General features: G+C 27.7%; 7 protein-coding genes. All 7 read left to right on the forward strand.

Going from position 1 to position 10,748, the window contains the following annotated elements; translation table 11 throughout:
• Positions 1-743 precede the first annotated feature (743 nt).
• The 7 genes from ACTCCZ_RS12825 (at position 744) to ACTCCZ_RS12855 (ending at position 10,706) form a co-directional block, all read left to right on the forward strand.
• The gene (locus ACTCCZ_RS12825) at positions 744-1,979 is read left to right on the forward strand and encodes an exonuclease SbcCD subunit D C-terminal domain-containing protein (protein ID WP_079580116.1); all 1,236 of its coding nucleotides are present in this window, start codon (positions 744-746) and stop codon (positions 1,977-1,979) included.
• Complete coding sequence (locus tag ACTCCZ_RS12830; RefSeq protein WP_079580115.1) at positions 1,979-5,134, forward strand: AAA family ATPase; 3,156 nt, start codon at positions 1,979-1,981, stop codon at positions 5,132-5,134. The genes ACTCCZ_RS12825 and ACTCCZ_RS12830 overlap by 1 nt, the downstream gene beginning before the upstream one ends.
• A gap of 10 nt (positions 5,135-5,144) precedes the next feature.
• A complete protein-coding gene (locus ACTCCZ_RS12835; RefSeq protein WP_079580114.1) occupies positions 5,145-7,025 on the forward strand; it encodes a KAP family P-loop NTPase fold protein in 1,881 nt (626 codons plus the stop codon).
• Position 7,026: 1 nt separating this feature from the next.
• On the forward strand, positions 7,027-7,785 hold the full coding sequence (locus ACTCCZ_RS12840) for a hypothetical protein (RefSeq protein WP_079580113.1): 759 nt from the start codon (positions 7,027-7,029) through the stop codon (positions 7,783-7,785).
• A gap of 1 nt (position 7,786) precedes the next feature.
• Positions 7,787-9,118 carry a Qat anti-phage system QueC-like protein QatC gene (gene qatC / locus ACTCCZ_RS12845; RefSeq protein WP_079580112.1) on the forward strand — a complete coding sequence of 444 codons (1,332 nt, stop codon included), beginning with the start codon at positions 7,787-7,789 and terminating at the stop codon, positions 9,116-9,118.
• Positions 9,103-9,840: a TatD family hydrolase gene (locus ACTCCZ_RS12850; RefSeq protein ID WP_079580111.1), complete on the forward strand. Its 738-nt coding sequence runs from the start codon at positions 9,103-9,105 to the stop codon at positions 9,838-9,840. The genes qatC and ACTCCZ_RS12850 overlap by 16 nt, the downstream gene beginning before the upstream one ends.
• Positions 9,841-10,004: 164 nt before the next feature.
• Positions 10,005-10,706: an AAA domain-containing protein gene (locus tag ACTCCZ_RS12855; RefSeq protein ID WP_079580110.1), complete on the forward strand. Its 702-nt coding sequence runs from the start codon at positions 10,005-10,007 to the stop codon at positions 10,704-10,706.
• The last annotated feature ends 42 nt before the right edge of the window (positions 10,707-10,748 follow it).

The raw sequence follows: 10,748 nt of genomic DNA on the forward strand, positions 1-10,748 counted from the left end.
ATTCTATTTTTTATCTTTATTTCTAGATATAAAAAATATTAAAATAATTGCAACAAAAAAAATTAAACTAATTTCCCAGTTATCTATAATACTATCAAGACCTGGATTATGAAAAACCTGCATATCTTTAATCCTTTCACTTTATTGTAATTGTATATACACATTTATTTTTGACTTTTATAATTTAAATTTTATTTTCTAAAAATCATGTATTTGCATTAATAGGTTTGTACTATACCCTTTTTTTTCTTATATTTATTCATATTAGTTGTATTTTAAGTTCTTTTATTTGTTTTGAAATTTTTCATTTTTTATAAAATTTAGTAGATTTTGATTAGCAAGATTTTTTTATTTACATTATTTAAAAAAGCATATCTTAATAAATATCTAAATTTTAGACAATTTTTATACATATTTATCTATTAGTAGTAAAATAAATAATAAATAATTTAAAATATTTATACTATAAATAATAAAATATTGTCTGTTAAGTAGAATTTTTTTAAGTCTAATTAAATTGTTTTTAATAGTGAAAATCATAAACTTTCACTCTTGTTAAATCATACTAATCTTATTAAGGTTATAAATATTTTGATAAATTATACTTTTTAATCTTGCTAAATTAAAAATAGAAGTTGTAAAAATATAATTCAAAAAGTTACAGAAATTATAAATAAATAATAAAATTTTATAATTGGATATAAAATAAAACAAAGTTTAATTATAATTTAATAATGAAAAAGTTGAGATTTTTACACACATCAGACTGGCACTTAGGTCAAAACTTTATGGGCAAAAGCAGAATAGAAGAGCACAAAGCTTTTTTGTTTTGGCTTTTAAATACAATAAAAGAAAATAATATAGATGTATTACTTGTATCAGGAGATATCTTTGATACAGGAACACCACCAAACTATGCACTTGAACTTTACTACAACTTTTTAAAACAATTATCACAAGTAAATAGTTTAAACACCACAATCATAACAGCTGGAAATCATGACAGCGTTTCTACACTGAAAGCACCAAAGCAACTACTTGAAGCACTAAATGTACATGTGGTAGTAAATGGCGATGAAGATGAAAATATAATCATACCTATAAAAGAACCTCTTATAGAAAATGCAGAGACTAAAGCAATAGTTTGTGCAGTTCCTTTTTTAAGAGATAGTGTTATCAGACAATCACTTGGTGGAGAAACTGTAAGTGACAAAGAAAAACTTGCAAACAATGGTATCAAGGCTTATTATGAAAAGGCCTATAACAAAGCAAAAGAACTAGACCACACTTCTACAAAGAGCACACCAATCATAGCTATGGGACACTTGACAACTGTAGGCGGTCGCACAAGTGAAAGTGAAAGAGATATTTACATAGGTGGAACACTTGATATTGGTGGGGATTATTTAGCTAGTATGTTTGATTATGTAGCTTTAGGACACTTGCATATAAATCAAACCGTGGGAAATGAGCATGTAAGATACTCAGGTTCTCCAATACCACTTAGTTTTAGTGAGTCTAAAAATACTCAAAAAGTAAATCTAGTAACTATAAATAATAGTGCAGATGAAAATGTAAAAGTAGAAGAGTTAGAAATTCCACAAATGCGAAAACTACAAGTTATCAAAGGTGATTTGGAAGCTATAAAAAAAGAGTTAAAAGCTATCGAAGATAAATCTACTTGGATAGAAGTTCATATAAAAGATGACAACCCAATGTTTGCAAATACAGAAATAAGAGAATTAGCTTCAAAATTAGAGTTAACAATCCTAGCCGTGAAGATAGAAAAAAGCGAAAAACAACTCCGTGCAAAAGAGTTAAAAGCTATAAGCTTAGATGAACTAAGTGTGCAAGAGGTTTTTGAAAAAAGACTAGACTTAGAAGAGATAGAAAATAGTGAGTTTAAAGAGCAGTTATCACAAACTTTTAATGAAGTGGTCTCTAATCTTCATGAAGAGCAAAAAAGTGAGCAAGTCTAATGAAGATACTAAAAGTAAAACTACTAAATATAAACTCCCTAAAAGGTGAGTTTGAAATAGACTTCCAAAAGTTTTTAAATGATGTTTCTCTTTTTGCAATAACTGGACCAACAGGAGCAGGAAAAAGTACAATTCTTGATGTAATCACTTGCGCCTTATATGGAAGAACAGCAAGACTAACTAACCCAAATGACTTGATGAGTAGACATACTGGTGAGTGTTTATGTGAAGTTGAGTTTGAGATAAAAGGCAAAATATATAGAAGTTCTTGGGCGCAAAAAAGAGCAAGAAAAAATCCAAATGGAAACTTCCAATCTGCAAAGATGGAGATAGTAGAACTTGAAACAAATAAAATACTAGAATCTTATCTTTCAAAAGTACCAAAGGTTGTAGAAGAAATTTCAGGGCTTGATTTTGATAGATTTATACAATCTATGATGTTAGCCCAAGGAAGTTTTGATGCCTTTTTAAAAGCCAAAGAAAACGAGCGTTCAAACCTACTAGAAAAAATCACCGGAACATATATCTATAAACAGATCTCTCAAAGTATCTATGAAACATACTCACACAAGAAAAAAGAGATAGAAGCAGATGAAATAGCACTAGGAAGTATAGAACTACTAGAACCAAACATAGCGGAAGAAAAAACTAAACAACTAGAAACAAACAAAAAAGAAAAGCAAGAATTAGATAAAAAAGAAACAGAACTAAAAAAACTATCAAACTATCTAGAAAACCTAACTAAACTAGAAGCAGATAGCCAAAAATACAACCAAGAGTTTGAAGAAATAAGCAAAGAAAAAGAGGACAACAAAGAGCAGTTTACAAAGCTAGAACTAGCAAACAAAGCTATAAGAATACAAGCTTTGAACCAAGAGAAAAATCAACTAATAAACACAATCACAAATGATAAACAAAGCTTAGAGTCTTTGCAAAAAGAAGACAAAGAGTTAAAAGAACAAATCCAAACAAAAGAGCAAGAGTTCAAACTCTCAAAACAAAGCCTTGAAAAAGAGCAAATAACATACAATGAAAACTATAAAAAACTAAAAGAACTAAGAACTATAAAAACACAAAGCGATGGTAAAAACCAACTATTTATAGAAAAGAGCAAAAAAATCTCACAACACCTACAAGAGTTGGCAAATCATTTTGAGATAGCTTTTGAAACACTTCTAAATGATGAATCACAGATGGATAATCTATATAAAAATTTCTCTTCAAATCTAGACACAAAAAAAGAGCAGTTAGAAACTATAATAGAACAATACAAAACACTAGAAACCCAAACAAAAGATATAAACCAAAAAGAGCAAAATACAAGAGCCAAACTAAAAGAGATAGAAACACTTCTAAAAGCCTTAAGTGATTATGAAACATTACAAACTCAAATCACACAAGAGCAAAATAAAATACAAGAATACAACACACAAATAGAATCACAAACAAAACTAAACGAAGAAAAAACAAAACTAATAAACCAAATAAACGAAACTCTAAACTCTCTAAAACAAACAAGAGAAAAAGAGCTTCTTATCAAAAACTATGAGCAAGATAGAGCCAAACTAAAAGATGGGCAAGAGTGCTTTTTATGTGGCTCAAAAGAGCATCCATATATAAACCACTCTTTAAATATTGACTTAGACAAAACGACAGCTAAAATAAAAGAGCAAGAAAGCTTTTCTTATGAGCAAAACAGTGAACTAAACAAGGCTCAAATAAACCTAGCAAAACTTAGCTCAAAACTTGAAAGCTCAAACCTAGAAATACAAAAACAACAAACTACAAAAGAGCAAATAGAAGAGTACTTTAAAACAAATGATTTCAAAGTACAAGAAGACTCAAAAGCCACACTCCAAGAACAAATACAATTTTGCGAAAATGAGTTAAAAGAGTATGTAACTTTAAGAGAGCAAAAAGAGTCTTTACAAGCAAAAAAAGAGTCTCTACAAACATCTTTAAATAAAGAGCTGCAAAAACAACAGCAGATAAACACAAGCATAAACACTATAAAAGAGTTAAAAGAGGAACAAACAAAACTAAAAGAAGAGATAACAAAGCTTCAAACCCAAAGCAAAAATATCTTAGATATAGAAGATTTAGAAGCTTTTGAGAAAAATATTCAAGAGAGTTTGGACACTGTTTCAAAACAATATAACAGTTTACAAAACCATCTTTCAAGTCTAAAATCAAAAGATGAATCCCTATCAAAACAGATAATCCAACTAAACAAAAAACAAGAAGATGACAAACAAAACTTAGTACTCATAAAAGAGAAGTTTGAAAAAGCTTTAGTAGAGTATGGCTTTAGTTCACAAGAGGAGTTTGAAAAAGCAAATTTACCAAAAGAAGAGTTTGAAACCCTAACAAAGCTATGCAAAACCATAGAAGAGAAATACACACAAAAACAAACTCTAAAAACAGACACAAACAAAAAACTAAAGGAACACAAACTCTTAGAAAAAGAGATAAACCCTACAAATCAAAACAAAGATGATATAAACAAAGAGTTACAAAACCTACAAAGCACAATAGACCAACTACAAGAAACCATAGGAAGTATCTCAAAAGAGTTAGAGATAAATACCCAAAATATAAAAAAATCCGAAGATAAAATAAAACAACTTGAAAAGAAAAAACAAGCCTTCCAAGTATGGGTAAAACTAAACGATATGATAGGCTCAAGCCAAGGGGACAAGTTCGCCAAATTTGCCCAAGGTATAACCCTAGACCAACTAATCTACCTAGCAAACAAACACCTAGAAATCTTAAGCCCAAGATATGAACTCCAAAGAAACACAGAGTCAAACAAACTCTTAGATATAGAGATAATTGACGGCTTCCAAGGAGACGCAGTAAGAGGTGTGAACACACTCTCAGGGGGTGAGGGCTTCATAGTAAGTCTATCTTTAGCCTTAGGACTATCAAGCCTAGCAAGCCAAAAGATAAGTATAGATTCACTTTTCCTAGATGAAGGGTTTGGAACACTAGATAGCGATAGCCTAGAACTAGCACTAAATGCACTAAATCAGCTACAAAGTTCAGGAAAAATGGTAGGTGTGATTTCCCATGTGGAAGCACTAAAAGAGCGAATTCCATTACAGATAAAGGTTGAGCCTAAGGGTGATGGGACGAGTGTTTTGGATTTAAATTAGAAGGAATATAATGTGGGCAGATAATGAAACAACAGAGGATTTTTTAAATTACGAAGTACATTGTGATTTAATAAAAGAATATGTAACAAGTCCTAATTTACTACCTCTAACAATAGGTGTATTTGGAGATTGGGGAAGTGGAAAATCTAGTATTATGAAAATACTTGAGCAAAAATTAGAAGATGATGAAAAAGTATTAACAATTTATTTTAATAGTTGGCTTTTTGAAAGCTACGAGGACGCGAAAATTTCACTTCTTGAAAATATTTTATTAGAACTGTCAAGGAATGAAACTTTAGGTGAAACAGCAAAAAAGAAAATATTGAGTTTAATATCAAGAGTTGATTATATGAAACTAGCAAAAGATGGTATTAAAAAATATGGTAAAAATGTTGTAGATATTATTGCTACAGGTGGAGTAGGTAGTGTAATTGAAGCAGGTTTTAGTATGTTGAACAAAGAAAAAATTGATGAATTAGAAACTGCAGATTTATCTAAACTTAATGAATATATAAAAGATGAACAAAAAAACACATCTAAAAATACAATAAAAACTTTTAGAAAAGATTTTGAAGAATTAATCAATTTAACTGATTATGAGAGTGTGGTTATATTTATTGATGATTTAGATAGGTGTATGCCTGAACGTGTTATTGAAACATTAGAAGCTATAAAGCTGTTCTTATCTGTACCTAATACAGCTTTTGTAATTGGTGCTGATGAGAGAATAATAAAACATTCTATTTCAATGCATCTGAAATTACATACTTTAAATAGTGATTCAGATTATTTACAAGATTCTAAACAAATAGTTACAGATTATATTGAGAAGTTAATTCAAATCCCTTATAGATTACCAAAACTTTCATTATCTGAAATTGAAACTTATAATAATCTTTTATTTTGTAAAACACAGTTGAAAGAAGATGATTTTAAAATAGTATATGATGATTATCAAAGCTTTAAACAATCTGATTTTTATTCTGCATATTCTTATGGACATATAAAAGAAAAAATTAATTTTGATGACAAACCTTCTTTAAGTAGTCTTTTAAATCTATCTCATAGTATGAGTCAAATGATTACTACAATTTTAAAAGGTAATCCAAGACAAACAAAAAGATTTTTGAATACTTTTATTTTAAGAACAAAGTTGGCAAGTGTTGCAAAATTGGATATTGATATTTTTATTTTAATAAAATTAATGCTTCTTGAATATTTTGATACTAAATTGTTTAAAAAATTAAATGAATTTCAATCAAAAAATAATGGTTTTTTTCCTGAAATAAATATATTAGAAAAAGTCTTTTGTAATGGAGAAGAGAATCCTTTTAATGATTCCTTTCAAGAGTGGCAAACGCCACAAATGGTTAGTTGGATAAAAATAGAACCTAAACTTTCTGATACTGATTTAAGAAATTATTTTTGGTTATTTAGAGATAAAACAGAATCTACTTTGTCTGATGTTCATATGGTTAGTCCAATTCTTCAAAAAATTTATAAGGGATTAAAGTCAACTCAAGAAACAGAAGTAAGAGTAAGCTTAGAGAGCGCAAAAAGTCTTAGTTATGATGAATTATCAGAAATCTTCAGTTTATATGAGAATGAAATAAATATAACTCCAAGTCTTAAAGAACTTCTCAGTAGTTTACATCAACTAACTATTCAAATTGATAATATTGATTTTCATGATAGGTATTTAAATATTGTAATAGCCCTTCCTTATCAAAAAGTTAAGAAATTAATTTATTTGATTGATAGACTAAACAATATTAAACAGAAAGAAGTGTCTTTAAGTGATAAAGTAGATGAAATAATAGTTAATTATAGTAAAAAGGAAAAAGGCTTATTGAAAAATGCAGCTATTAAATATTTAGAGAAAGGGAATTAAAATGGGAACATCAAAAGGTTATGAACCACCAGAAGGAAAAGGAAGTCCTTGGGATACTTTAAAAAGGCAAATGGGAAAGTTAATTGAAAAACCTGAAAAAAATACAAAGGTTGTAAGTAAATTTGTAAAGGCAATTGGTGGTGCCGAAAACTTTTCATCTTATAATAAACCAAGAAGTATACCTACAGGGGGAGGTAGTAGTTTATCTTTTAAATCATCAACAGCTAGAAATACAGTTCAAGGATTAGGTTCATTTTTCAGTGACATATCTAAAAATGGTTTACAACAGGCTGTTGAATCTAGAGGTATCAATATTAAAGGTAAAACTATAGATGAAATTAAAGAATTATTTATAGATTTCTTTTTGACACCTGCAATTGATTCTGATAGTGCTTGTGCATCAAAGGCTATTGAGACAGTTATGGAAAATTTATTTAATGAAATAACTAATGAAGAAGAACTTGAGAATATTTTGTCAAATGTAATTCAAACAGAAAAAGCAAAAGAATTAGTTTGTGGTTTTTATGAGAATTATATTTATGAATTGTTTTGTAGAATATTTTTTGAAGATAGAACTTTAAAAACTAGTCAATCTGATGCAGAAGAAATACTAGAAATAGTTAAAGAAACAATAAGTACTAAAATTTCTGGAATACAATGTAATAGAAATATTGAAGGGATAGATTTTAGTAGTCAAGAGGGATCAGATTTTGTTCAAGGAATCTTAAAAGATATTTTAGAAGTATTAGAGGAAGAATGATATGTTTAAAGTTACTATTGAAGAGTTAGATAGAAAAGATTGTTTATTAACACTTAGACTTAATATTAACAATGAATATGAGAGTGATTTAATTATTAATCCATATGATTGTTTCGATAGTATTATTTCTAATCCTACAAATTCAAGTTTAGATGTACTATATTTTACATCTATTATTTATGCGATTGATAAAGTTATTCAACGAACTGATACTTTTGACAATTGGAGTAGGGATATTGAGGTTGAAATACCTGTTAGTAATGTTTTTGTATGGAATAGTGCAAAAGATATTTTAAAAGAAGCAATTGATTTTTTAACTAGTGATAATTGGATATTTAATTTTAGGGAATTAGAAGATATTTCATATTTTGAAAGAGAAGAGACTTTATCTCTAAATATAAATGTAGAAAAAATATGTTTATTTTCGGGTGGATTGGATTCTCTTGCAGGAGCAATAAACTTAATTGATGAAACAGATAATATTTTATTGATTTCTCATGTAGATGGACATGGTGCACCATCAACTTTACATAGTGAATTATTAAATGAAATAAGAAATGAGTATCCAACAAAAAATATAAGGCAATCCTCTTTTCATGTTTATACAGAAGATGACATTGAACATGAAGGTACAACAAGAGGTCGTTCTATATTATTTCATGGTATAGCATTATTTCATGCAATTAATTTAAATATTAATGAAATAGTTACTCCTGAAAATGGTGTAATTAGTATTAATTTACCTTTAACTCCTTCCCGAACTTGTTCTAATAGTACAAAAACAATGCATCCATATTTTATTAAAAAATTTGAAGAGTCATTAATATTATTAGGGCAAAATATTCAAATAAACAACCCGTATTTATTAAAAACAAAAGGTGAAATGTTAGTTGAAAATAGAAATACAGATTTAATTTCAAGACTAGCTACTAAAACTTTATCTTGTTCTCATGGTGGAGGACATACTGTAAATTGGTATAACAGAAATAGTTTGAATTGTGGATACTGTATTCCATGTACAATTAGAAGGGCATCAATTCATAAGTTTAATAATAGTTTAGATAGATGTACAGATTATGGTCATAGATTAATGAGTCAAGATATAAACATTTATTCTCATGAAAAAAGATTAGATTTATTAGCATTAGCATATTTCTTAAATAAAAATTTGACGAGAGCTGAAATAAAAAGAGAAATAAAATTAATGGCAAAAATTGATGATATTGAAGAAGTTACAGATATGCTTTTAAGAGGCTATGCAGAAATAAAACAGTATATTAATGATAAAGCAGATGATGAAATAAAAGGATTGTTTAGTTGTCAATTAGTTTAATAGACACACATTGTCATATAAATTTTTTTAAGAATGCAGGAGACATTGCATTAGAATGTGAAAAAACAAGAACACATACAATTTATGTGACAACTTTACCTTCACAATTTAATGAAACTTTTGAGTATGTTAAACAACTTAAATATATATATCCATCTTTAGGTTTTCATTGTTTAGAAAGTGATTATGATTTAAAAAAAGAAAAAAAACTTTTTTTGAGAAATATTGATAAAACAAAATTTATTGGAGAAGTTGGTTTAGATTTTTCTAAAAGAGCTAGCAAATCAAAAGAAGAACAGATTGAAGTCTTTGAATTTATTTTAGAAAATGTAAGAAATCAAAATAAAATTCTGAATTTACATAGTACTCAAGCAGAAGATGAAGTTCTTAATATGCTAATTCAATATGATATTAAAAAAGCTATTTTTCATTGGTATAGTGGAAAAATTGGTACACTAAATAAAATCTTAGATAGTGGATATTATTTTTCGATAAATAGTAATATGTGTAAAAGTAAAAAAGGACAAAATATTATTTCAAAACTCCCAAAAAATAAAATATTAGTTGAAACTGATGCACCTTTTATTAATGATATACCTTATAAAAATTTAAATGTTTATTATTATTTAAGTGTATTGTGGAATTTATCATTAGATGAAGTAAGAAATATTATATTAAGAAACTTTTTTAATTTACAAAATTCTTATGATAAATTATTTTAATATGAACCTCTCCAAGCCCCTCTACACAAAAGGCATCCAATGCCCCAAATCACTTTGGCTTAAAAAACACAAGCCAAGTGTTTTAACTCCACCAGATGAGCAAGCCTAAGTTATATTTAAATAGGAGTATGTAAATAAAATGATGAATGATATATTGAGAAATAATGGATAAAAACAGATATTTAATAGTTATAGATAATAAAGATAAAACAGAAGATATAGAACAACTAAATTTTCAAAGTGATCATGTAAATATTAAATTTATAACTAATGATACAGTTTATAAATATAAAAAACACAGAGTAGTACAACTTGAATTGTTAGAAGAATTGGACCCATCTGACTATATATTGCATTTAGATGGGAAACTCCTTTCAAATATAATTAAAATTCAAAGTTTCAAACTATATTTTAGGATTTTTTATCAAAATGGAAGAAAAAATACTTATAAATCTTCTCGTTTAACTTTTGAAAAAAATTGCTTGACAAATAAAAACTCAAAAAATATTTTAGAGTACTTAAAGGAACTATCAAAGAGTGTTGATGAAGAAAATGATTTTTTATTTAATAGCTATGATAAAATGACATTTATTAGTGAAAAAAGTGTTTTATCTAAATATCTAAATGCTTCAGAAATAGATACTAATGAAAACAAAGAAAGCGTAATATTTCCTTTTGGTTTTAATCTAAGTCAAGAAAAGGCTGTTCAAAAAGCTTTGTTAAATCAAATAAGTGTGATAGAAGGTCCCCCTGGAACAGGAAAGACTCAAACTATTCTTAATATTATTGCAAATCTTATTATGAGAAATAATGTCAAGTGCAATCCAAAAATGCACCAGAATGCAGTGCAAAAGTGCACCACTTAGTAACACCTATTTGCTAGAAATGTCTAACAACCCAGCTTCCCT

The sequence above is a fragment of the Malaciobacter sp. genome, assembly GCF_055140965.1.

Excerpts from the sequence above, each read along its gene's own strand:
- ACTCCZ_RS12830 (WP_079580115.1), top strand. The coding sequence starts at position 1,979 with ATGAAGATACTAAAAGTAAAACTACTAAATATAAACTCCCTAAAAGGT.
- ACTCCZ_RS12835 (WP_079580114.1), top strand. The coding sequence starts at position 5,145 with ATGTGGGCAGATAATGAAACAACAGAGGATTTTTTAAATTACGAAGTA.
- ACTCCZ_RS12840 (WP_079580113.1), top strand. The coding sequence starts at position 7,027 with ATGGGAACATCAAAAGGTTATGAACCACCAGAAGGAAAAGGAAGTCCT.
- qatC (WP_079580112.1), top strand. The coding sequence starts at position 7,787 with ATGTTTAAAGTTACTATTGAAGAGTTAGATAGAAAAGATTGTTTATTA.
- ACTCCZ_RS12855 (WP_079580110.1), top strand. The coding sequence starts at position 10,005 with ATGGATAAAAACAGATATTTAATAGTTATAGATAATAAAGATAAAACA.